The organism is Sphingobacterium sp. UBA7249 (assembly GCF_002472835.1).
Lineage (GTDB): Bacteria > Bacteroidota > Bacteroidia > Sphingobacteriales > Sphingobacteriaceae > Sphingobacterium > Sphingobacterium prati.
This window is the reverse complement of record NZ_DKST01000025.1, coordinates 68,321-93,039: the sequence shown is the minus strand read 5'-3', so window position 1 is coordinate 93,039 and position 24,719 is coordinate 68,321. Positions and strand designations below refer to the sequence as shown.

The following is a 24,719-nucleotide window of genomic DNA, read 5'->3' as shown; positions in this document are numbered from 1 at the left end:
GATTTGGATCCATCCCAGATTGGATTGATTTTGCAGTTCATTATATCCAGGAGTAGCAATGTATCATTAGGGAGCAATAGAAAGGAAAGTATGAAATATATTTTTAAAATGGGAATTATCAGCACATGCATAGGTTTGTTCTTTTCCTGCAAAGAGCAGGTCAGTCCATTGTCTGAAGACTACTATAAGAAAAATGGAGCGATCTATTTTATCCCAGGAGGCAATGGTTTTGAACGCGGTTCAAGAAAGACGGAAGCAGATGTAAATAGTTTTTCTGTCATTAAAGATGTATATGCCCGCGACAAGAATACAATCTATTTTATGGGCTGTCCACAACAATTCGTAGATGCAAATACCTTTAAAATCGAGAAAGACATACCTGTGGATCAATATCACGTCTTTCATTTCACAGGCTTTCCCTCAGCCACGGGAGAATGCAGTAAACAACAACTCACCGTTGTAACAGGGGCTGATCCCGAAACGTATACAACACTTTATGATAAAATTCCTGCTCTCTCCAAAGACAAAACACAGTATTTTTACAAGTCCTTACCCATAGACGTAGATTACGCAACATTCAGAATTTTGAATGAAAATTTTGTCAAAGACAAAAACAGGCTCTATGTAGTCACACAAAAAGGTGTCCTTCCACTCAATTACACAACGGATAAGACTGATGTACTCAACAATGAATACATCATTTTGGATGGCAAAAAGCTGCTGTATTACGAACCTTATCAAGGCATAGGTGTACTTGAAACGGCGTTACCTACGGTCAACAACATCAGATTGTTGAACAGAAAATCAATTGTTATTGATCATTTGGTTATTATTCAGGGAAAACGTTTTCCCTTCGCAGATGTGGATGCCGAAAGCTTCAAAATATTGGAAGGATCAAGCAATGTCCATTTTTGGGCAAGTGATAAAAATCATGTATACTATAATCAACAGCCAGTCCCAAATGCTGATCTCCACACCTTTAAAGTCTTGCATTATGCCGTAGCCAAAGATGCCGGACATATTTTCGTAGGCGATAAAATCTTTGACGGTCCCGATGTAAAAAGCTTCAGAAATGTAGATAAATCAAAAGTAAATTATGATTTTGAAGATAATCTGGGCAACAAGTACTGGTACCGACCCAAAGCAGGTGGAGCGGAGCTTATTCCGGTAGAGAAGAAATAATGATATCGCTTGAATCTATTATTTTAAAATCGGTCGTCTAACTAAGTATAAGTTCATAACGCACTGCTCTTCCAAGCCCAATTTGTTCAACTATACCTTGCTCTTGCAGGTATTGCAGATCCCTTGTTGCAGTCGCTTTTGAGGTCTTCGTAATGGACATATACTTTTTTGCGGTCATACCGCCGACAAAACCATCAATTCCCTGTTCGAGCATGCGATTAATAACTTTCATCTGCCGCTCATTCAATAGGTCGCGGTTTCGATCAAAAAACTTTGCTTTTATTACTGTAAACTCAATCAGTTCTTTTGCTTCTTTTTGAGATTCTAAAATAACTTGGGTAAAGTAGCCTATCCAACCTGTGATATCCAAGCTAGCCTGAGCAATTTTTAGATTTTCATAATAAGCCTGCTTATTTTTTTCAATAGTCTTTGATATCGACAACAAGACAGGGGCCTGTAATGTATTGGATAAAGTGTATTCTGCCAGCGCTCTTCCGATCCGTCCATTCCCATCTTCAAAAGGATGAATAGATTCAAAATACAAATGGACAATAGCTGTCTTAATCAGGGCGCCGATAATATACTCCGACTCTTTAATTTCATAGGATTTAAACCAATGAACCAGTTGCTCCATCTCTTTTGGAACAACAACTGATGGAGGAGCTTCATAGTGGACAACTTCTTTACCATATGAGCCGGAAATTATCTGCATAGGTTCATCACCTGTACGCCATACTCCCGCATTAATTTTCGGAAATCCTGCCATAAGTATGGCATGCCACTGCTTGATCAAATCGACGCTTAATTCTTTTACCGCACTCTCCCGTACGGTTGTCATCAATTTCGTAACACCAGTAACTCTTTGGTCATGAACGACCACGTCATCTTTAATACCGAGATTTCTTTTGATGGAGGACATTACGTCCTCTCTGCTCATATATTCGCCCTCGATCTCTGAAGTTTTCATTGCCTCAGCGATCAGAATCTCCATAAATGCTTCCTGTTTTAGTTCCGCATTTAATCCTGTTAACAAACCATTAAGCTCTCCCATTTCTTTTGCAAATGCAACAGCTATAGGTAGAATCTCTTCGATACTATATTTGAAATGGGGCCATTCTTTATATTGCCAATTATACATTTGAGCCGATTTTAAATTCTAATCGGCTCAAATATAAGCAAATTTTGAGCCGATTAGCTAATTCAATCGGCTCATCGAAAAAAATAATGCAGGAACAAACGGGCTTAATATGGCTGTCCCAGCAACCAATCAAGTCGCTTCATAATCACTGAATTCGGCTATTTTTCCAAAGGCTATTTTCGCCTACTTTAGCTTCAGGATCCCCGTATTCAGCTGAATCCTATCATAAAGCGTTGCATTGACACAATGAGCGTATACGAAGCTTTTCGTTGCTCTTTTAACAGCTAACGCTTTCAATTAAAAAGAAAAAAGATGATCAAATCAATAATAGTAGGTTTAATATCCATTCTTTGTATGACAGCCTGTGCACAAGAATCCACCATAAATCCATCCTTGAAATCCATCCATTGGATTCCGATGCAGACCCAGGACAAACAATTCGTCTATGTGGACAGCTCGCTCCAGAAGCAACTGACGCAAAAATTCTATAGGGCTGAACCTTTTACCCCCACTGGTTACGCTATCGTCTCAAATGACAAGAATCAGCAGGCTTTGATTAATTCAAAAGGAGATTTTATAGAAAATTATTCTGATACAGATCTTGGGGTACAACCACTAGGCCAGGTGACGCTGCTCATGAAACGTCGGGAACATGAGAAAAAACTGCCTTTCTGGAACTGGGACTGGAATATCATGGGCGGTGGCATAAAAAAAACAGCATCCTATGTTAAGGTAGAAATCCGTGTGCTTGAAACCGACCAGATCCTGTTGAACAAAGATGTTTCCTACGACGAAAACGAGTACAATTCGGCTGCATACCAACTGGATGATAAACATTTCGTCCTAAATGGAAACCTTTATGAACTAAAAAATCAGTATTTAAAAAAGCTTAGTACAAAAATTGATATGCTTTTGGAAAATGGCCGATATATTCCCAGCGCTGAAAATCGTTTTGAAATCTACGATATTCAACATAAGCAGCCTATTTCTTCCAATCTAGTCGGTGTGGATAAAATAGATTTGCTTTGGAACGGCCAGCCCTTACAGTTGGATTCCATCAATCAGGATCGCTATAAACCAACAGTGCCCAAATTGTTAAAAGACAGCAACACGGGTGCCATCTATGTTTTTCCGCAATATGAGAAAGCTTTGCCCAAACAGATCAAACGGGCTAACACCGGACAGATAGCTTTTTTGAAGGAAGTTTCTCTTGTGTATTCTGTCAATAATTCACCTTACTTTATTTTGGGAAGATTTAATTATGACCACGAGGTATGGGCCTATGACTGGCTGTATCTTGACAAGGAGGGTAATTTATTGGATGAGATCAACGTCAAGGATTTCTTTATTTTGGATCAGGTAGGTTATCTAGTCTGGCCAGATAAGCATATGTTATTTACAAAGAACGCCCTTGAAAAAGACTGGAAAACAGGGAAAATAAATTATGTTTATCAAACCGAAGCATTATATCTTATCAACGTCAAAAAAGGTAAGCAGGACCCAACTATGGGTCTTTGGAATGCCGAGACCAAAACATGGGATTTGATGCCGAATTTTCAGCATATTGATATCCTGAATGGCCAACGACAGATCTTTGCCTTACAGATGCAAAAAGATGGTCCTTTTACCTTGTACAATAATAAAACAAAACAGCAGATCGGGACCAAAAGCTATGATACAATCAACCCAAGTGGTCTAGTACGGGTAAAAGACAAGGGAAATGGAGATAATTATTATCACATTGACATCTATACCGGAAAAGAGTACAAGGAGTAATTTATTCCATCGCCGCCTTTTAAAGGCTTTTTATCAAAAAAATCCCCGCTGTGACTTCACACACAGACGGGGTTTGAAAATGTAAAGGAAATTAAATACTTTATTTTACAGCTTCCAAAAGCTTGTGGAAAATTGCGGTATTATCGTATACTCCTCGGAATAAAAACGAGCGAGCTCCGTAAGCAAATACCGGAACGAAAGCATTCGTATGATCGTTACTACTAAAATTAACTAGCACACGTCCTGATTTACGGTCGGAATCGAGCAATGTAATTCCCCCGGTTTCATGATCAGCAGTTACTACAACCAGCATCTCCGGATCCTGATCGGCGATCTTGAGGGCTTCCGCTACTGTTTTATCAAAATCCAATGTTTCCATGACTGAATATTTGAGATCATTTGCGTGACCGGCATAATCAATCTGCGCAGATTCAGCCATCAGAAAGAATGGCTTGTTATCGCGGGACAGAAACTTTATGCCGTCCAGCATAGACTGTTTCAAAATCATTTGGCGACCATCTTTCGCTGGCTTCAACAGCTCATCTGAGAGAAACACCATTTGCTTACCTCCGGCTTGATTGATCTGATCCTTCTCAACCGAAACACCAGCGTATCCTTTCCAGTCACTTTTCTTCTTCAACCAATCTGGTTTTCCTCCCAAAATGAAATCCATGGTGGAATGTTGAAACTGTCCTAAGATCGATTCACTCTCATTCCGTTCTTGCTGATGTGCATAGAATACAGCCGGCGTAGCATCTGTCACATCACCGATACTGATTACTCCTGTTTTCCATCCATGATCAGCCAGTACCGCAGCAATGCTTGGAAGTGACTTACCATTCGAATCTACCGCAATGGCCCGGTTATTTACTTTCTGCCCTACGGCGATGGCCGACCCTCCGGCTGCAGAATCCGTATTATCCGAATTCAATGCCTCAGTCTGTGACAATCCGACTGTTTTGATCTGTGTCATATTGAGTGCACCGCCATTGGCTAATGTCGCTGCTTTTACAGCGGCTAGTCCCATTCCGTCTCCAATTAACAATAGAATCCGTTTCACCTTGCGATCCTGGCCGTCATATTGAAAACTTGGGGTATAGATAGCCTGTGGTTTTGCTAATTGGAAAGATGAACGTTCACGCTGATCAAGAAATAATTCTAAAGTCTTGGGATGATCGGTATTGATCCAATACACGCCCATATTAATCAGTTGCTGCCAAGCATTTGGGCTATCGTGTGTTCCATAAAAACGGAACGGCAGCCCCAATGAATCTGCCTTGGCGATCGCTTTCCTGATCGCTGGAATATTTTCAGGCAACCCTTTTCCGTTCCAATCCGTGTAGTCTTTCAGATCAGCACTGATCAACCCTGTTTGCGCTAGGCTTGCAGGATCATAGTTCCAATTCACTTCACCATCAAAAAACAGCCATTTGGGATAGTCCTTAAACCCATCGGGTTTTGGTCTTCCACCAGTCACAATTACTTTAATAGCATTGGGATTTTTAAGCGGATTGAATAGATCACCATACTGTTCAAGTGTTTTGATCAACACAGGCAATAGCTGTTTGTAATTTTCTTTTATGTCAATCAAAAGTTGAAGGTGCTTTGACTTATCCGCAAATGCATTTCCTCCATTTTTTTTGTATAGTTTGGCAACAGGATCCAGGTAAAGCGCATTGAGCGTATTCTCCATTTTGATTTCCTTTGTCTCATGTGCCACCATCAGTTTTCCATCACGGAGGAAAATATCCGCCTCGATGGACTGCATCCCCGCGTAGTAAGCTGTATAGAACGGTTGCGGCTGCCAATAGTCGTTGTGACTATGCCCCGCATAGTGGATTATTCCTTCCCGTCCCTTGTCGCGGTTGAACATCAGCTGCTCAAACTTCTCATTCAGCGTTTGTGCGGAGGACCATACAGGTGCCCCACACAAGCCGGCGATTATCAATAAGGCCCCCAATTTATTTCGGGAGATCTTTGAAACACTTACCATCCTTGATTCTGTTTAATCAGACCTCCACTATTATCCACTTCCCTACGTGGCACAGCCCATACATGGTGAATTTTCGGGTCAAACTTACGACCGGCAAACTCGATTGGCATACCTGAACCGTTCACCATAGCATAGGTATGGAGTGGTTTGGCATAGGTTGCCTCCGCATCGCCCCAGCGTACTAAGTCGCGGTGACGATCTGCAAATTCGCCTGCCAGCTCATTACGACGTTCGCGTTTCAGATCGTCCAAGCTCATCCCTGTTTTTTCAATAAGGTTGGCACGATTACGGATCATATTGAGTTCTTTGTCTCCGGCCCCGGCACCGTTGAGCATAATCGAAGCCTCTGCTTTAATAAGTAATATTTCTGCAAAACGGATCAAATGCACATTTAGATCCGTCGCCATATGATTCCCATTAGGACTCACATGCCCCGTTTTTACTGGATCCGTATGCGAGAAAGGCTCCATATATTTATTGAACTGCATATCACAAGTCGCTGAACCTGCAGGTTCAAATATCCGCTCTTTGCCAAAAAACATAAACTTATCCCCTGGCTTCAAAATCGTTGCTTCCCGACGCACATCACCGACTTCATAGGAGTCATACAATTCTTTGGTTGGCATATAGTAGCCCCAGCCATTGTATAGGCCCCAGGCTCCATTGGTCAACATAACACCCGGTAAAATAGATCCCCAACCATCGGTACCTGCTGCTGTGCTTGTGACAGACCAGATGTATTCGGATCCCCAGTTATTCGCTGCTTTGAAAACATCCGTAAAAGACTTCTCTAATCCACGTTTGCCTTGATTGATCACCATATCGGCATAGAGGATGGCGTTTTTATAATCTTTCTTATACAGGTACATTTTGGAAAGCACAGCCCATGCCGCCACCTTATGCGCCCGGCCATAATCCGCTTCTTCCAATTCATTGAAAAAAGGCAGCTGATCAGCAGCCTCTTTCAGCAACTTTTCAATATGACGATAATTTTCTTCGATATTGGCCGCTCTTGGTGTAGCCTTTTGATTATCCATATTTTCAACGGTAACAATAGGCACGCCTGCTCGTTCATCCGCGTAATTCACAGCCAACTGAAAGTACATGTAACCTGCGTTAAAATTCGCTTCCCCCAGAATGCGCTTCTTTAAAGCTTCATCCATGGAGATTGAAGGAACATAGCGCAAAATATCATTGGCCTGTTTGATAACTGCATAACGCATTTGCCATTGTGTTTCGGTATAACCACCACCGATGTAATTACTGTTAAACGTTCGGATGTTTTCCGCTTGCGCATTATTTCTTCCGGTAACCATATCATCACTGGCATTCATAAACCACGCAAATCCACGGCCATAGAAATCTTCTTCATCATAGAGGTAATAAAGCCCATTGGCTCCTTTTATCGCATCTTCTTTTGTTTTCCAAAAACTTGCCTTTGAAGGAGCGCCCTCAGGCAGGATATCCAATTTATTGGTACAAGATTGAAAAGATATTCCCATACTTCCTAAAAGCAGGGCAAAACATATAGTTCGAGTTATTTTTTTCATTGGAGTATTTATTTAAATATGCATAGGATGGTCGAGTCTAACCATTCGTTTCCCGACTTTAAACCCTTATTTAATCCTTGATCTATCCAAATTTTAAATTAAAAGGTAACAGCTGCTCCCAATAGGAAAGTACGCGATTGTGGATAGCGGCCTGCATCCACACCATAATTGTTCATTCCTACCTCAGGATCCATTCCCGTATATTTCGTCACGGTAAACAGGTTGCTTGCCGAAGCAAAGAACCTCAACTTCTGCACCTTATACCTTTGTGTCAGCTCCCGCGGCAGCGTATAGCCTAGGGTCAGGTTTTTTAAACGTAGATATGATCCATTTTCTACATAGAAATCTGACACATTCGAGAAGTTACCATTGGGGTCTTTTACCGACACACGTGGTATATCTGAATTTGGATTGCTCTCTGAATATGCATTCTTAATTTCCTCAAACATGTTATAAGGCTGTCCGGATGCGGCATTCAAACCGGTATATTTCAAACTGTTAAATAGTTTATTACCTTGTACCCCCTGGAAAAAGATATTGACGTCAAAATTCTTATAGCTACCGTTAAAAGTCAAACCATAATTAAAATTCGGATAAGCACTGCCCAAAAATACACGGTCATTATCATCGATCTTACCATCCCCGTTTTGGTCGACAAATTTCATGTCTCCAGCCTGGGCATTCGGTTGAATTTTTGTCCCAACACTGTTTTTATATTGCTCAGCATCCTGATTGGATCTAAAAAGACCAGCAGTTTCTAAACCATAATATGAATACAGTGGCTGACCGGGTTCGGTCAACAAAGGTTTCAGGATGCCACGATAGTCTACCTGCGAGGTTATTCGAGGGAAATCATCAATTAGATAATCCACATTATTGGAGATCTTATTGACTGAAGCTGAAATATCATATTGGAAGGCTGCGTCTGATTTGCTGCTATAGGTCACAGCGAGTTCAATTCCTTTGTCCGTAACACGTCCACCATTGACAGTTTTCGTCTGCATACCAGTCGTCCCTGCTAATGCGATGTCCATCAACATCCGATCTGTCCGCTTAACGAAATAATCCGCATTCAGGGTCAAACGATTATTTAATACACCGATATCTAAACCAATGTTCGTCTGCTTCGATTGCGCCCAGGTCAATATAGGATTGCCCATGATTTTTTCCACATATCCTGGCATTAACGTTGGTATTTTACCCACCCAATTGTCTACACGCTGTAATAACGGACTTACAGCCGTAGAAGTCAACGATCCCAGATTACCTAAAATACCATAACTTCCTCTTAATTTCAAGGTATTGATTACTTCGGAATCCGAAAGAAATGCCTCACGATGGATTGCCCAAGCTCCAGAAATAGAACCGTAATTTTGGAATCTGTTATCTTTTGCCACCAATGAAGTACCATCGCGACGCCCGATCAAGGTCAACATATAACGATTGTCGTAATTGTAGTTTGCACGTAAGAGGTAAGAAATTAAAGATTGCTCAAGCTTACCATCTTCGATAGGCTTAATACGTCCGGCATTGACTAAGTAACGGTAGTTTTTGGCTTCATCATCGAAATTTTCGCCCACCACGTTACTGTAATTCTCTGTCGTTTTTTGATACATGTATCCTGCCAGGGCGTCGAAATGGTGTAAACCAAAATCTTTTTCGTACGTCAATGTCTGCTCAGCCAAGATATCTGTCAGACGATTGGTATTGACTGCAAGTGAATTGGACAAAGAAGGTTTTCCAATCTCTGGGATTCGTGCGGTAAATTCTTTGAAATCGGTGAATTGCTTTGTATAGGCAAAATTTGACTTAAACCTCAACCCGGGAAGCAATTTAAACTCAACATACGGGTTGATCAATAGATTGTGCACTGGATTATTGACATCCAATCGCATCAGATAAGCTACCGGATTGATGACATCACCGTAAGATCCGGGACCATATTTTTCTGGAAGTCCCGAAAACTTGTCTGCGGCATCATAAACAGATACATTCCTTGGATAGTGAATCGCGGATAATACTGCGCCTGTATAACCCGAGCTTGTATTGGCGCCCTGTCCATTGGTAAAGGAGTAGGAAATATTTTCGCCCAATTTCAACCATGGTGTTACCTGGGTCTGCGAATTTACACGAAAATTATATCGCTTGGTATAGGTATTAATCAATATACCCTCAGCATTTCGGTAATTGAACCCTGTGTAAAAAGAAGACTTTTCATTGCCAGCGCTTGCAGATATATTATAATCCTGTGTACGTGCTGTACGGAAAATTTCATCTACCCAATCGGTACGGGTAATCTGCCCATCGGGATTTTTTGCAGCGTCAAAAGCCGGATCGCGTGCTACACCGGCATTATCAGCGGCCAAATTAGAGATCATTGCCCGATCTGCCGCATTCAGCGATTGCAGTAGATTATGTGCTTTTTGTACACCATACTTAGCCTCAAAATCAATCTTCAAATCACCGTTCTTACCTCCTTTTGTCGTAATCAAAATAACACCGCCAGAGGCACGCGCTCCATAGACCGCGGCCGCTGCATCTTTCAATACGCTGATATCTTGGATATCGTTGGGATTGAGTTCTGGAGCTCTTGCCTGGAGTACACCATCGACAACGTATAACGGTTGTTCACCATTGATACCACCCATACCACGAATATTGATACTTGGTTTCGAAGTGGGATCTCCCCCCTCTGCTGTTACTGTAACGCCAGGTGTCTTCCCTTGAAGCACTTCTCCTATTCCGGCCATTGAACGGCTGTTTGTACCTTTCAGATCCGTGGTAGCAACAGCCCCAGAAACTGTACTCTTCCGCTGTGTACCATAACCAACCACCACGACTTCCTCCAATTGACTGGCATCTTCGGCTAACGTCACGGAAAGGCTATTGCCCGTCACCTGCTGATCGAGGGACTTGTACCCGACAAAACTGAAACGCAAGGTTTCACCTTTTCTGGCAGACAATTGAAATTGTCCCCGTGCATCAGTCATTGCTGTTTTTCCTGATTGAACGTTTTTAACTGTTACTCCTGCAACAGGAACGCCATTGTTCGCAACTACTGTCCCTGTGACTTGCTCCTGAAAGACACTACTTCCAATAGTAAACAAAAAAGACTTTTTGTTAGGAAATGCTTGTCCCTGATAGGCAATTCCAAGTGCGAGTGGTAGAATTAGAAATTTATTCATATGATTGATAATGTGTGGCGAAAGTAGAAATTAGGGGTTATCCAAATTTTAACATCATGTTAAAAAAATGTAAACCCATCTTCAGTTCGTTTAATTGGTCTATTTTTTTTGGTTTTCATAAAAATATAAATTTTTCCCACGCCATCAAATGTATATACATATTAAAAAATACGATTTAGCATTCTTTTTTTTTACTTATCTTGCAATCCAAAATCGAATAACCTAATGATAGCACAACTCAAAAAAATCGCGATCTTCTCCTTACTGCTCCTCAGCACTTCCATCAAACTTTTTGCACAAGATAGTGGAAAGGCAGACTGGTTTAAAGATGCCCGCTTTGGCATGTTTATCCACTGGGGGCTATACAGCGCTGCGGAAGGGATATGGAAAGGCGAACCCTTACGCTATATGAATAACTATGCGGAGTGGCTGCGCTACCGCAACCGGGTATCAAAGGAAGAATATGGCAGTCTGGCCAAACGCTTCGATTGGGATAAGATAGATCCCGAACAGTGGGTACTACTGGCTAAGGAGGCCGGAATGAAATACATCATCATCACCACCAAACACCACGATGGTGTAGCCCTTTGGGATACCAAAGTAGGCACTTATAGCTTACCTAAACTTAGTGGTGCTAACCGCGATGTGATCAAAGAAATCGCAGCGGCCTGTAAAAAGCATGGGATAAAACTCGGATTCTACTACTCACATTGGATCGACTGGGAACATCCCTATGGCTGGAACCATCAACAGGAGTTATCCGGTCATGTGACAGATGCGCAATATAACCAGTACTGGCAAGAAAAAGTCGTTCCACAGCTCCGTGAACTCATGAGCAACTACGGCGATATTTCACTCATTTGGTTTGATATGTGGATTCCTTATCAAAAATCTATTATTAAAAAAGAACAACTACTCCAGGTGGTAAAATTAATCCGAGAGCTACAGCCGAATTGCCTGATCAATTCACGTCTCGGCCTTCCTACAGATGCCGAAAATGTAGATTTCGAAACACTGGGTGACAACCAGTTTGGCAGCAACTTTATTGCTCATCCTTGGGAGACACCAGGTACCATCGCTCATTCTTGGGGTTATAACGGCCAAGAAAACGAATGGAAATCGACAAGCCAGATTTTTCAGTCACTGATCTCCAATGTTAGCCTCAATGGTGGATTTACCTTAAACATCGGCCCCCGGGCTGATGGCACTGTCCCCTACGAAAGTGTAAGCCGATTACATAATGTCGGCAGCTGGTTAAACAGCTATGGCCAAAGCATCTATGGCGGCACTGGTCTTTCCTTAAAAAACAACCACTTTGACTGGGGCTATTTGACCACCAAAATCGAACAAAATAAAACAGTTGTATATGCGCATGTATTTAACTGGCCATTGGATCACAAACTTCGTATTACGGGCATCAAATCCAAGCCCTCTAGCATAGCACTGCTGAAAGGTAGTAGTTTGACAAGTTTGAACTATGAACAGAAACTTAGTTCAATACATATTGAATTACCAGGAGACCAACCGGATCATTATGTCTCAGAGGTAAAACTGACCTTTGACGGCTCTTTGGAACTGGACAGAAACACGGTCCCTGAATCAACCTTTGGCGGTTTTTCCCTAAAATCAACCAATAGCCTAAATAGCAATCTGAAAATTGTACCGTATAACGGCAAAAATCCAACTCATGCTGTACTTGCCGGAAATACAACGATAAACTGGGAAGTCACTATTCCAGAAGTAGGAACTTATGCGCTGGATCTCTCTGCCCACAACCCAAACAAAGAGCATATTCCGTTCGAGATTGATCTTGCTAGTCAACAACTCAAGGGAAGTTTTGCCCCTGGCAAAAAAATGGTTGTTGAACCGAATGAAAATAACTACACCGAAGAGTTTGTAGAAAAACGAATCGGAACATTCAAATTTGATAAACCCGGAAAATATATCCTGACCTACAAAAGCCGCCAGCAGCTTCCGTTCTGGTTTAATTGGTTATGGCTGGAGAAAACAAAACACTAAACTATTCTCAAAACCGTATTTAAAAAATCAAAAAAACTTTGGCAGCCAAAGTTTTTTTGATTTAAAATGGTGTTACCTCATAGCATATCTAATAACTCTTTATACAAATGTTGCCTATTTGAATATTTATTTATTATTTTAGAGTAAATATTAGCATGGACTAAGCATTAATCTACCTAAATACAAGTCCTGACACCTCGTGTTTTAAGGAGGTTTTGCATTGCATGCTTCAGAATAAGGATATTGGCTTGTTTTTAACATAATATCAGATCACCTGATGGTAAAACAATAGATTTGTGAAAGGGTGGTGAAGAAAGCGGCTTTTCCGTCAAATTTTTAGAAAGAGCGTAATGAATCAGGAAAATAAAAGAAAAGTCATCCTTATAGACGACAATGCGATCTTACGCACCATTTTTGGCTATATACTTCAGGGTTTTCCAGATTACCCTATTGAATTTCATCCTTTTGAAAACGCATTGGATTTTTTGGAGTCACATGATAGCAGTGTATCGCCAGAACCAGCCTTACTCTTTGTTGATATCAGTATGCCCCTGATGACAGGCTGGGAATTAATGGAAGTCTTAAAGGATAAAAGGGATTTTGTCAGTCAAAGCGAGATCTTTATCATCAGCTCTTCATCCAGTCAGAAAGATCAGGAGCAGCTAGTAAATTATCCGTTTATAAGTGGTTTTATTTTGAAACCTTTTGGCAAAGAACTATTATATGAAATTTTGAGAACAGCCCGTTAAAATTCATGGTTTCCCACTGAGTACCATATAGGCCGGTAAGACGCATAATACACTGCATCATCGGAGCAAAAAGCTGAGAAATGAAGCTGGTCCCAATAACGAACACAATAAAACCGTCTTAGTTGAAAAAATAGGAACCGGCAAAATACAGGTCCCTATTTTTTCAAAATTATTAGATTGCCTTGCATTTGTCTGCTAGCCAGTTCTTCTCTTCGCTCGAAAGATGCATGGCCAACTGATCAAATACCCATTGGTTATAATTATTCAACCAATCGATATGCTTTTTCTCTAATAAAGATTTTTCAATCAAGTCGGTCGCAATATAGCATAGCGTCAATGTCTCGAAATCCAGGAATTCACCAAATTCTGAGGAGCCTGCTTTACGTGCCAACACTAGATTTTCGATACGGATACCATGTTTACCAACGCGGTAGAGCCCAGGTTCGATAGAGGTGATCATACCTGGCTCCACAGCTACATCTATCGCTGCTGCATTAAAGACCTGTGGTCCTTCATGTACATTTAAGAAAAATCCAACGCCATGTCCCGTGCCATGTCCATAATTACGCAATGTCGCCCAAAGTGGCTGACGGGTAAGAGCATCAATCTGATAGCCTCTGGTCCCAACAGGAAAAATTGCCTGCGAACCTTCTATCGTACCTTTCAACACCAAAGTATAATCCTCTTTTTCCTCCTGCGTAAGTCCACCGAGGGAAACAACCCGTGTAATATCTGTTGTACCTGTTTTATATTGACCACCCGAATCCACCAATAATAGGCCTTTGGAACGCAAGGTATAGTTGGATTTCTCATTCGCTGAATAATGAGGCAATGCACCATGATCAAGATACCCAGCTATTGTCGTGAAAGAAACGTCAACAAATCCATCCTGGTCCGCGCGGAATCCGCGCAGCTTATCTGCAATTGACAGCTCAGAAAGCCCTTCGCTGGCAACATTTTCTTCCAACCATTTAAAAAACTTTGTAAGCGCAACACCGTCTTTTACAAACGTATGCCTGTTATTTTCAATTTCAACCTTATTCTTAACTGCTTTTAAGTTCGTAGAAGGGTTTATTTTTTCTATGATTTTAACACTTTCAGGTACACTATCAAATACAGCAAAACAAGTACGTTTTGGATCAATTAAGATAGCATTCGCTGATAATGTCTCGATAGTCTGGTAGATATCCTCGTATGCAGCGATTTCAACGCCATATCCCTTTAATTCGGCTACCGCCTCTGCGCTCAACTTTGACCGCTCGATGTAGAGCGTCGCCGTATTGGCCGTTATCAATACAAATCCCAAAACGACCGGATTGCAGGGGACGTCCTGCCCACGGATATTTAGCAACCATGCTAAATCGTCTAACGAAGAGATTAAATGTGCATCAGTCCGATTTTTCTTCATTTCGGCCCTTACTGCTTCAATCTTCGCTCCGGTAGATTGTCCTGTAATGCTTTCGGGCAATAAGTAGACCGGCGCTTTAGGCAACTCAGGTCTATTTACCCATAAATCAGATAGTAAATCAACATGACCGTCCACCTGTATATCCAAAGGCTCCAAAGTACCTTTGACAGCTTGCGCCACCAAAAGTGAGGCAAGATTACCATCAAAAGCAACTTTCGCTCCAGCATGTAACCGCTCACCAAGCCAGTCTGCATATTCCGCAGCACCTTGGGCTTTCAACTTAACCAATTCAAAACCCGTTCCATCTAATTGTTCATTGGCCTGGACAAAATACCTTGAGTCTGTCCAAAGACCTGCAAAGTCCTGTGTAATCGCCAACGTACCTGCAGAACCGGTAAATCCTGACGCCCAGGAAATACATTTATAACGTTCTGGTAAATATTCACTGATATGAGGATCTGATGATGGGATAATGTATCCATCAATTCCTTGAATCTTCATAGCCTCACGAATAGCAGCTAATTTTTCGATATGCTTCATGTCGTCTATACAATTTTATGCAAGTTAGGATTTTTTAGGGTCGAATGCCTAACTTTAAGCCAAATAAAACAAACAGCGTTAACTGCTATACACTTACATAAATTGATATATCGTACCAGCAGTACACGATCAAATAACCGGGCAGTATTACCGTCCGAAGAAATTACATGTTGATGAAAAAATTTACCTTTTATTCCATTGCATTATCCGCCTCCGCACTGATGGCTGTGACAAATTCTTTATTTGCACAGGATACCAGAACCAAAATCCAAGATGCATTCAATCAATTTCAAAGTCAGGAAAATCTTAAGAACGCCATAAGTTCTCTCACGGTATTTGACGGAAAGACAGGCCAACCTATCTATGCCGCCAATGAAAATATCGGGTTGGCCACAGCATCCACGATGAAAGTAATTACAGCAGCCACAGCGTTGGATTTTTTGGGAAAGAATTATCAATTCAAAACAACCTTATACTATACAGGTACAATAGATGAAAATGGAGTACTGAATGGCAATATCATCGTATCAGGAACTGGAGATCCCACATTGGGTAGCGAGCGTTACCCAGAGACCAAAGCTGATGTTGTGCTGAACAAATGGGCCTCGGCCATTCAGCATGCCGGAATTCGAAGCATCAATGGCGCAGTAATTGCTGACGATCGGCTGTACAATGGCAACCAGATACCGGGGGGATGGATCTGGACAGATATGGGCAATTATTATGGAGCAGGCATCTCATCACTCAATTGGCGCGAAAATGCCTTTGGAATTAATTTTAATCCTGCAGCCAAAGTGGGGGTAAAAGCTGAAATCATCAATTATACGATCCAAGTGCCTTATTTGCAAATTATCAATGAAACCACAACAGGCAAAGTCGGTAGTGGTGATAACGTCTATGCCTACGCAGCACCCTATTCCACCAAAATATTTATTCGTGGTACTTATGGTCAAGATCTAAAGAAGACCATCGAACTTGCTTCCCCTGACCCGGCCTATGACTTGGCTTTCCAATTGAATGAAAGTCTCAATAAGCAGGCTATTATTGCGGCCCAAGCCCCCGCAACAGGTGCAAAGATGGATTCTATAGACCTCTCCCAAAAACAAATATTGGATGTACATCTATCGCCTACTATGGACAAAATTGTCTATTGGTTTAATCAAAAAAGTATCAATCTCTATGGGGAAGCCTTATTAAAGGCGATCGCCTATACCACTGCAGGAAAAACAGGCACGGATGATGGCGCTAATTATATCCAGAAATATTGGAATGCTAAATTGGGCATCAAAGCGGGTGAGATCAATAGCATGGATGGCTCGGGGCTCTCGCCACAAAATAGGGTCACTACCCTAGCCATGAATAAAATCATGCAATATGCACAAAAGCAAAATTGGTATCCTGTATTCTACGAAAGCCTTCCGATCTATAACGATATGAAGATGAAAAGTGGAACAATTGGTGGAGTTCTTGGCTATACCGGTGTTCACACCAATAAAAGCGGGCAGTCATTTACCTTTACACTATTGGTCAATAATTATTCGGGATCAGGCGCCAATATGCGCAAACAAATGTTTAAATTGCTTGATATCTTAAAATAACATATTATTGTCTATTTATAATAAGATATTGGCAAATATTTTCAATTGTCAAAAAGAATGATAGATTTGTAGCCTTAAAATTAATAAAATCGTAATGAGTAACACTAATCGTAAACAGGCAGCATTAAATTACCACTCAATGGGTAGACCTGGTAAAATAGCTGTTGTTCCGACAAAACCAACAAATTCGCAAAGAGACTTATCATTAGCATATTCTCCTGGCGTAGCGGAGCCATGTTTGGCTATTGCCGAGAATAAAGAAGATGCTTATAAATATACTGCAAAAGGGAACCTCGTTGCTGTTATCAGTAACGGTACAGCTGTATTGGGCTTAGGTGATATCGGCGCTCAAGCTGGCAAGCCTGTGATGGAAGGTAAAGGTTTACTGTTCAAAATTTTTGCTGATATTGATGTATTTGACATCGAGGTTGACACCAAAAACGTAGACGAGTTCGTTAAAATCGTAAAAGCATTGGAACCAACTTTCGGAGGTATCAACCTGGAAGATATCAAGGCTCCTGAATGTTTTGAAATTGAGCGTCGCCTAAAAGAGGAAATGAATATCCCGGTCATGCACGATGATCAGCATGGTACAGCGATCATTTCAGGTGCAGCCTTGATCAATGCCTGTGAGATTATCGGAAAAGATATCTCGAAAGTAAAAATCGTTGTCAATGGTGCCGGTGCAGCTGCGATGTCCTGTACAGCCATGTATATTTCCGTTGGCGCAAGCAAAGAAAACATTGTGATGCTTGACAGTAAAGGTGTCATTCGTACGGATAGAGAAAATCTTGATAATATGAAAGCACAATATGCTACGGATCGTGATATCCACACCCTAGCAGATGCTGTCAAAGGCTCGGATGTGTTTATTGGTTTATCTGCTGCGGATGTTATGTCAGCAGAGATGTTGTTGACTATGGCTCCTAATCCGATTGTTTTGGCGATGGCCAATCCAAATCCAGAAATTGCCTACGATTTAGCGATGGCTACCCGTAGTGATATTATCATGGGTACTGGCCGTTCGGATTATCCAAATCAAGTGAACAATGTATTGGGTTTCCCTTACATTTTCCGGGGCGCTCTCGATGTCCGTGCAACAGCAATTAATGAGGAAATGAAAATTGCCGCTGTACGTGCTATCGCTGATTTGGCAAAACAACCCGTTCCTGAAGAAGTTAACCAAGCATACAACACCAGCAATTTAAAATTCTCTGAAGAGTATATCATCCCTAAGCCTACCGATCCGCGTTTGATCACAGAAGTTTCTATGGCTGTTGCAAAAGCAGCGATCGAATCTGGAGTAGCAAAAACAGCGATCGAAGATTGGGATAAATACCGTGATGCACTGCGTAAACGTCTTGGTAAAGATGATGCGATCATGCGCAACTTAACAATGGCCGCTAAAAGAGATCCAAAACGTGTTGTGTTTGCCGAAGCTGATAATTACAAAACGTTACGTGCCGCTCAAATCGTAAAAGAGGAAGGTATTGCGATCCCGATTCTATTAGGTAAGAAAGACAAAATCCAACGTTTGATCCATGAATATGCCTTCGAATTGGATGGGGTAGAAATTATTGATCCGATTGCTGAGGTTGATGGTGAAACAGAGCGTTCAAAAAAATTCATCGAACACCTTTACAATAAAAGACAACGTAGAGGAATCTCCCTGTACGATGCACGCAAATTGATGTTCGACCGCAACTATTTTGGTGCTTCTTTGGTTGAATTTGGCGAAGCTGATACCTTGATTTCTGGTATGACCAAAAATTATGCAAACACCATTCGTCCAGCATTGCATGTTATCGGTGCTAAACCAGGCAGCCGGGTAGCAGGTATGTATATGATGTTAACCAAAAAAGGTCCTATTTTCATGGGGGATACAACCGTGAATGAGGATCCTACAGCACAAGAATTGGCGGATATCACGTTACTTTTGGACAAAGCTGTTAAACGCATGAATATTCAACCTCGTATTGCTTTATTGTCGTATTCTAACTTCGGGTCAAGTGAAGGAAAAACACCAACGAAAGTAAGAGCAGCGGCACAGATTTTACATGAACAACATCCTGATATCATCGCTGATGGTGACCTGCAAGCTAACTTCGCCCTGAACAGTGATATGCTGACAGCAAATTTCCCATTCAGCTGTCTAAATGGACAATCGGCAAATACACTTGTTTTCCCTAACCTAGAGTCGGGTAATATTGCGTATAAACTCTTACAGGAAGTAGGTGAAGCCGAAGCTGTAGGTCCAATTCTATTGGGGATGAACAAACCGATCCATGTACTACAATTGGATAGCTCTGTACGCGAAATCGTCAATATGGTGACCATTGCCGTAGTTGATGTTCAAGCACATCTCAAAAATTTATAGAATCGCTTAAAATCTTCCTATATTCGTAATACTATGTACGAATATTTCAATGGAAAATTAGCATATAAAGCCCCCACTCACGTTATCATAGACGTGAGTGGGATTGGCTACTATGTTCACATCTCTCTCTATACCTTTTCCCAAATCAAGGATCAGGAAAACTGTAAATTATTTATTTCATTGCAAGTCCGCGAAGACTCCCATACACTATATGGCTTTGCATCCGAAGGTGAAAAAAAACTGTTTGAGAATCTGATCTCTGTTTCGGGCATCGGCCCCAATACGGGCCGGATGATTTTATCGTCCAACACGCCTGATGAAATACAATCAGCCATTGCCAACGGTCAGGTGGCCTTGATTCAAAAAATCAAAGGTATAGGTCCTAAAACTGCACAGCGGTTGATATTGGAACTTCAGGATAAATTGAAAAAGCAAGGCGGGGACGCCCTTTCAACCACCATTCAGTCACAGTCCATACCGGACGAAGCTTTATCTGCACTGGTGATGTTAGGATTTAACAAAGTCGCTGCCGAGAAAGTACTGAATACCATTTTAAAAACAGAAAGCGGTCTTTCGGTGGAGGCTATGATCAAATTAGCACTAAAGAGGCTTTAAGAAAGCACAGTATTTGTTACAATACGGTTTTGCTAAATCGTATTTATTCTTTTATTTTTAGGGCTTCTTATTTCAGTTATAATCACACACATGAAAAAACTATTTTCGCTTGCGCTCGCTTTAAGTTTAGGAGCAACATTATTTGCGCAGGAAAAAAAAGATGTCACATTAAACATTGTACCTCTACCGCAACACGTCCAAATCAAAAATGGATCATTTAACATCAATGGAAACACCAAAATTGCTTTTGATAGCGATGAAGACAAAAAAGTTGCCGCTTTATTTCAGGATTTTTTAAAAAGCAACTACAACCTCAATTTATCCCTCGTGAAATCGGTGGGCAAAAATAGCATCTATTTCTCGTCTAAAAATGCAAAATCAAGCAATAAAGAAGCCTACGAACTTAACATTGCTTCCGATCAAATTACGGTCAAAGGAAAAGAAGCGGGCTTGTTTTATGGTATGCAATCGCTGATTCAATTGCTTCCTGTCGATAAAAAAGCGAGCATCGAAATTCAACAAGCTTCCATTCAGGATGAGCCTCGTTTTGCATACCGCGGACTACATCTTGATGTCGGCCGTCATTTCTTCCCCGTAGCATTTGTGAAGAAGTACATTGATATTTTGGCTTCTTACAAGTTGAATACTTTTCACTGGCATTTGACCGATGATCAGGGATGGCGCATTGAGATTAAATCTCACCCTAAGCTGACACAAATCGGAGGTTACCGCAACCAAACACTGTTAGGAAACTACAAGACTGACGGTGACTACGATAATACCCCTTATGGTGGTTTCTATACCCAAGACCAGATCAAAGAAGTCGTGGCTTATGCAAAATCAAAGTATGTCACCGTCATCCCCGAAATTGAAATGCCCGGTCATGCCCTTGCTGCACTTTCGGCTTACCCAGAACTCGGCTGTGGCGATAAACCAGGGCCCTATACAGCAGCGCAGACATGGGGTGTATTTGACGATGTATTCTGTGCTGGAAAAGAAGAAACATTCAAGCTATTGGAAGATGTTATTGACGAAGTGATCCCGTTGTTCCCAAGCGAGTACATCCACATCGGCGGCGATGAATGCCCTAAAACAAGATGGAAAACTTGTCCATATTGTCAAAAAAGAATCAAAGATAACAATCTCAAAGATGAGCATGAATTGCAGAGCTATTTTATTCAACGTATGGAAAAATACATCAATAGCAAAGGCAAACGTATTATTGGATGGGATGAGATCTTAGAGGGTGGATTAGCCCCAAATGCGACTGTCATGAGCTGGCGTGGAGATCAAGGCGCTATTGATGCGGCAAATCAAGGCCACGATGTCATCATCACAGCGAATAGTTATGGCCTTTACTTTGACCATAAACAAGGTGCTGACCAAAATAGAGAACCATTGAGTATTGGTGGTCTGTCGACCTTGCGTAAAGTGTATACCGCGGATCCTATGCCTACCAAAATCTCCGAAAACAACAAAAAGCACGTTTTGGGTGTGCAAGCGAATATCTGGACAGAATATATTGGTTCTTCAAACAAAGTAGAATTTACAATCTTACCACGCGTGTTGGCACTTTCGGAGATCGCATGGACACAACCTGAAAAGAAAAACTGGAAAAACTTCTCAGAACAACGTGCGGCGCGCCAATTGGCAAAGATCGATCAGACGAGCACATTCTACCGTGTACCGGAGGTATATGGTATCGTTGACACGACGATATACGCATCAGAATATACCATCCGGGATTTAAAACCATCTGTCGAAGGAGCAAAAATTTATTATACACTAGACAACTATGATCCTTCAGAATTGGATCTTGAATACACCGGCCCAGTGAAAGTCACCGTTCCAAACAGTAAAGAGCGTGTATTTAAAGCCGTGGTTGTGACACCTTCCGGAAAACGGAGCAACTACATTCGGGTAAACATTATCAATACAAAGAAATAATATCACACCGCTCATGCGAAAGCGCTAATATTCTGTTACCTTTGAACAGGTATTAGCGCTTTTTTATTACAGTGTAATATCATCACAAGAATATAAAACGAATTTTTATGGCTGAGGATCTATCAATTGCCAAAGGGAGCAAAGAGGAACAATATCAAAATTTACTTCCACAGATAGGTGGATTGCTACAGGGAGAAAATAATCAGATTGCCAACCTAGCCAATATCGCGGCAGCATTAAAGGAACAATTTAGTTTTTTTTGGGTTGGTTTTTATCTGGTAGATAGTGCAGACGAGCTTGTTCTTGGTCCCTTTCAAGGTCCCGTTGCCTGTACACGTATAAAAAAAGGAAGAGGAGTATGCGGCGGGGCTTGGGCGCAGGCGAAAACGCTTATCGTACCCGACGTGGACCAATTTCCCGGACATATTGCCTGCAGTTCCCTATCACGGTCTGAAATCGTATTGCCGGTATACAAACAGGGAGCAATTATCGGTGTGCTTGATGTTGACAGCAGCGAATTGGATAGCTTCGACGAAATTGACGAAAAATACCTTACCCAAGTCTTGCAGTTGCTGGACAAGTAGATCCGATAGGTACTCCCCTATCATTGCCCCCTTTATTAAATAGAATTTAATCAATGCCTACTTCAGTCGACAGATGTCGACAAGCAAGGACGAATAAAAGCGGGCATAAACAGTGTAATTATTGAACAATAGTGTACACCCTAAAAGCCAATTCCGACCTGTAACGTGAACCGATGTAAATGATAACGGGTTTCATTGTGAATTAATCCATACCCATTGTCTACATTCGGTAGACTTGATGCAGGAGCTGAATAGCTATCTTCCCGGTTGAATTGCTGGTATCTATACCCTGTAGCCAACGACCAATATGATTGTGAATCTTTAAATTTAAATCGCCAGCCCAATTGCGGACTGAACAAGACACCACCCCGATATTTAGATTTTAAATTATTCGTCTGGAAGGTTTTATTAAGAAAGGCGAATCCATACCCCAGGTCTATTCCCGCAAAGAAAGAACGCTTTCGCTTTGGATATTCTACATAGTTGATTTTTGTCGACAACGGTAAAAACCATTTTTCACCATTGTCATCTACCGGATAGCGATCTAAGCCTGTATTTAGACCGATTGCAAATTTCTCATTCAGATTTAACCCATGGAAGGTGTGTAGCGCGAATCCTGATTCAAGAAAAATTGGTCCATAGGTGACAACTGAAAATTCGTTATGATTTGTATATTTTTTTATTTGGGCCGTTGCTGTTAAATACGTAAAAAGGGCCAAAAGGATAACCGAAAATCTTTTCATAAAATAGTATACTGGACGTTTTTTTAATTCGATTTGGCTACTGAAATAACACTTAGTTCTTTCAATTTTGCCCGATTGCTATAATCGTATTGATAAAGACCGTTCCTTCCTGTGACCAGAAGCGATTTAGGTCCGGCAATCACATCCATACTTTTGAGCTCCTTTTTGTTTTCAAGGAGTTTATCCCCAATTTTACTCACATCACTGGCATCGAAAGATTTGAACCCATAATCACCATCGCAGACATATAACGTTTGATCTGACAGGACCAAACCATGCGGATTTTCCAAAGAAAAGGTATACTTCAATGTCGGATTTTTGAGGTCTTGTATGTCGATCACTTCCAGCACATTCTGTTGCCCACCACATGCCGATCCGGTGCGTAATGTAACAAAGGCATATTTATCATTGACGACGACAGGATCACAGGCTCTTATATGTGTATAGCGTGATAATTCCATCGGCTCAGATGCTGTGGATATATCAAAAATGAGCATACCTGTATTGGAACCAATAAATAGGTTATTCTTATATGGGAATACAGTTTCGATACCAAATCCCAGCTTGACATCTTTCACATATATGGGTTTACGGGAGTCTTGCACGTTAAACAAATGCAATGTGCTATGATCCACCGCATATAGATGTTGGTTGGCTAAGGTGAAGCGCGCCATAGATCCGCCTTGTCCCACCCCTGAGTTCGATTCATTGTATTCAAACTCCTCCTTTTGATAGGGAGTGTATTTACTTTTGGAAGCATAACTAACTAGGGAATCACGATATCCGGTAACTACCACGTCTGGTATATTGTTGATATAGTCCTTTTGGAGTACGGTTTTAAATACATTTTCATTGCGAGCGAGCAACTTTGGTGCAGTGGGATCCGCAAGATCGAATGTCAATAGATCCGCAAAACTATCGGCATAGAGCTTTCCTTCCTGAACAGCTAAGTCTACATTACCCGGAATATTTACAAAAGAGATTGCTTTTGGTTTTGAAGGGTCGGCATTGTTATAAATATGAATTCCCTTGTTAGGCTCGTTGATAAATAAGTAGTCCTGATAGATGTAAATCTTACCACTTTGAACGATCGTCCTAGGGGTACTGACCGTATTGGCCTTGGTCCGAATGCTTTCCATCGTTTCAAATACAGGAACCCGAGCTAAATATTGCCCTTTCTGTTCTACTTTGTCACAGCCCAAGAGGAACAGGCCTCCGAATAAAATAAGCCAAGCTTTTTTCATAAAATACATAACTATATGGTCAATTAAATTTATAATCACAATAGTTAACGATATATCTATGATTTCGCTAC

Annotated in this window: 16 protein-coding genes; 9 read left to right on the top strand and 7 right to left on the bottom strand. The window is 41.3% G+C overall.

Going from position 1 to position 24,719, the window contains the following annotated elements; genetic code table 11:
• The first annotated feature begins 90 nt into the window (after nucleotides 1-90).
• Complete coding sequence (locus B4A24_RS17050; protein WP_293946267.1) at nucleotides 91-1,182, top strand: DKNYY domain-containing protein; 1,092 nt, start codon at nucleotides 91-93, stop codon at nucleotides 1,180-1,182.
• Between the two features lie 37 nt (nucleotides 1,183-1,219).
• Here B4A24_RS17050 and B4A24_RS17045 read toward each other — a convergent pair whose 3' ends face one another.
• Nucleotides 1,220-2,320, bottom strand: a complete 1,101-nt coding sequence (locus B4A24_RS17045; RefSeq protein ID WP_293946266.1) for a Fic family protein — start codon at nucleotides 2,318-2,320, stop codon at nucleotides 1,220-1,222.
• A gap of 312 nt (nucleotides 2,321-2,632) precedes the next feature.
• Between B4A24_RS17045 and B4A24_RS17040 the strand changes: the two genes are divergently transcribed.
• On the top strand, nucleotides 2,633-4,096 hold the full coding sequence (locus B4A24_RS17040; protein WP_293946265.1) for a hypothetical protein: 1,464 nt from the start codon (nucleotides 2,633-2,635) through the stop codon (nucleotides 4,094-4,096).
• 100 nt (nucleotides 4,097-4,196) lie between these two features.
• Here B4A24_RS17040 and B4A24_RS17035 read toward each other — a convergent pair whose 3' ends face one another.
• The 3 genes from B4A24_RS17035 to B4A24_RS17025 all read right to left on the bottom strand — a co-directional run bounded on the left by B4A24_RS17035 (nucleotide 4,197) and on the right by B4A24_RS17025 (nucleotide 10,824).
• Complete coding sequence (locus tag B4A24_RS17035) at nucleotides 4,197-6,089, bottom strand: alkaline phosphatase (RefSeq protein ID WP_293946264.1); 1,893 nt, start codon at nucleotides 6,087-6,089, stop codon at nucleotides 4,197-4,199.
• Nucleotides 6,083-7,639, bottom strand: a complete 1,557-nt coding sequence (locus B4A24_RS17030; protein WP_293946263.1) for a RagB/SusD family nutrient uptake outer membrane protein — start codon at nucleotides 7,637-7,639, stop codon at nucleotides 6,083-6,085. The genes B4A24_RS17035 and B4A24_RS17030 overlap by 7 nt, the downstream gene beginning before the upstream one ends.
• Before the next feature lie 98 nt (nucleotides 7,640-7,737).
• Complete coding sequence (locus B4A24_RS17025) at nucleotides 7,738-10,824, bottom strand: SusC/RagA family TonB-linked outer membrane protein (protein WP_293946262.1); 3,087 nt, start codon at nucleotides 10,822-10,824, stop codon at nucleotides 7,738-7,740.
• A 225-nt stretch (nucleotides 10,825-11,049) separates the two neighbouring features.
• Between B4A24_RS17025 and B4A24_RS17020 the strand changes: the two genes are divergently transcribed.
• Both B4A24_RS17020 and B4A24_RS17015 read left to right on the top strand, forming a co-directional pair.
• Nucleotides 11,050-12,843, top strand: coding sequence for an alpha-L-fucosidase (locus tag B4A24_RS17020; protein WP_293946261.1), 1,794 nt, complete (start codon nucleotides 11,050-11,052; stop codon nucleotides 12,841-12,843).
• Nucleotides 12,844-13,193: 350 nt separating this feature from the next.
• Nucleotides 13,194-13,592: a response regulator gene (locus B4A24_RS17015; protein WP_293946260.1), complete on the top strand. Its 399-nt coding sequence runs from the start codon at nucleotides 13,194-13,196 to the stop codon at nucleotides 13,590-13,592.
• 172 nt (nucleotides 13,593-13,764) lie between these two features.
• Here B4A24_RS17015 and B4A24_RS17010 read toward each other — a convergent pair whose 3' ends face one another.
• A complete protein-coding gene (locus tag B4A24_RS17010; protein WP_293946259.1) occupies nucleotides 13,765-15,540 on the bottom strand; it encodes an aminopeptidase P family protein in 1,776 nt (591 codons plus the stop codon).
• Between the two features lie 173 nt (nucleotides 15,541-15,713).
• Between B4A24_RS17010 and dacB the strand changes: the two genes are divergently transcribed.
• The 5 genes from dacB (at nucleotide 15,714) to B4A24_RS16985 (ending at nucleotide 22,661) form a co-directional block, all read left to right on the top strand.
• Complete coding sequence (dacB, locus tag B4A24_RS17005) at nucleotides 15,714-17,138, top strand: D-alanyl-D-alanine carboxypeptidase/D-alanyl-D-alanine endopeptidase (protein ID WP_293946258.1); 1,425 nt, start codon at nucleotides 15,714-15,716, stop codon at nucleotides 17,136-17,138.
• 94 nt (nucleotides 17,139-17,232) lie between these two features.
• The gene (locus B4A24_RS17000) at nucleotides 17,233-19,515 is read left to right on the top strand and encodes an NADP-dependent malic enzyme (protein ID WP_293946257.1); all 2,283 of its coding nucleotides are present in this window, start codon (nucleotides 17,233-17,235) and stop codon (nucleotides 19,513-19,515) included.
• 33 nt (nucleotides 19,516-19,548) lie between these two features.
• Nucleotides 19,549-20,130 (top strand): Holliday junction branch migration protein RuvA, encoded by a 582-nt coding sequence (gene ruvA / locus B4A24_RS16995; RefSeq protein WP_172393646.1) that lies wholly within the window; start codon nucleotides 19,549-19,551, stop codon nucleotides 20,128-20,130.
• A 90-nt stretch (nucleotides 20,131-20,220) separates the two neighbouring features.
• The gene (locus B4A24_RS16990; RefSeq protein ID WP_293946256.1) at nucleotides 20,221-22,077 is read left to right on the top strand and encodes a beta-N-acetylhexosaminidase; all 1,857 of its coding nucleotides are present in this window, start codon (nucleotides 20,221-20,223) and stop codon (nucleotides 22,075-22,077) included.
• Between the two features lie 107 nt (nucleotides 22,078-22,184).
• A complete protein-coding gene (locus B4A24_RS16985) occupies nucleotides 22,185-22,661 on the top strand; it encodes a GAF domain-containing protein (protein ID WP_293946255.1) in 477 nt (158 codons plus the stop codon).
• A gap of 140 nt (nucleotides 22,662-22,801) precedes the next feature.
• On the opposite strand, the gene B4A24_RS16980 is transcribed toward B4A24_RS16985, so the two are convergent.
• Nucleotides 22,802-23,404 carry a hypothetical protein gene (locus B4A24_RS16980; protein ID WP_293946254.1) on the bottom strand — a complete coding sequence of 201 codons (603 nt, stop codon included), beginning with the start codon at nucleotides 23,402-23,404 and terminating at the stop codon, nucleotides 22,802-22,804.
• Nucleotides 23,405-23,427: 23 nt separating this feature from the next.
• On the bottom strand, nucleotides 23,428-24,648 hold the full coding sequence (locus B4A24_RS16975; RefSeq protein WP_293946253.1) for an LVIVD repeat-containing protein: 1,221 nt from the start codon (nucleotides 24,646-24,648) through the stop codon (nucleotides 23,428-23,430).
• Between the last annotated feature and the right edge of the window lie 71 nt (nucleotides 24,649-24,719).